This is a genomic window from Robertmurraya sp. DFI.2.37 (genome assembly GCF_029211245.1).
GTDB lineage: Bacteria > Bacillota > Bacilli > Bacillales > Cytobacillaceae > Robertmurraya > Robertmurraya methanolica_A.
The window spans coordinates 1-294 of sequence record NZ_JARGEJ010000732.1 but is presented as its reverse complement, the minus strand read 5'-3'; the positions used below and the strand labels follow the sequence as shown (position 1 = coordinate 294).

1 protein-coding gene is annotated in these 294 nt (G+C 31.0%); it reads right to left on the bottom strand.

Going from position 1 to position 294, the window contains the following annotated elements:
* A partial coding sequence (locus tag PZE06_RS28410; RefSeq protein WP_275792457.1) for a hypothetical protein occupies positions 1-294 on the bottom strand: 294 nt, incomplete at both ends.

Sequence of the window (294 nt, the reverse complement as noted above, 5' to 3'; positions counted from 1 at the left end):
AACAATCATGTTAGACCCTCTCTTACTAGCTTCAAGAGCCATATCCAAATGCATTAGTTCATGTATAACCAAATGTTCCATATATGGCATTTTAGGGTTGTATTTTACTAGATTATAATTCCTGTTGTAAACCTTGCCATATTGTAATTTAGCACTTACCTCCAAATTATTATCTTCTTCAATCTTGATCTTACTCTTACTTTCCAACTCTATAGAATCTTTTATTCCTAACATTACATTAATATAGTTAGTAGAACTTACAAGATTCTTAGCTGCGACAACCATAAGTTTATG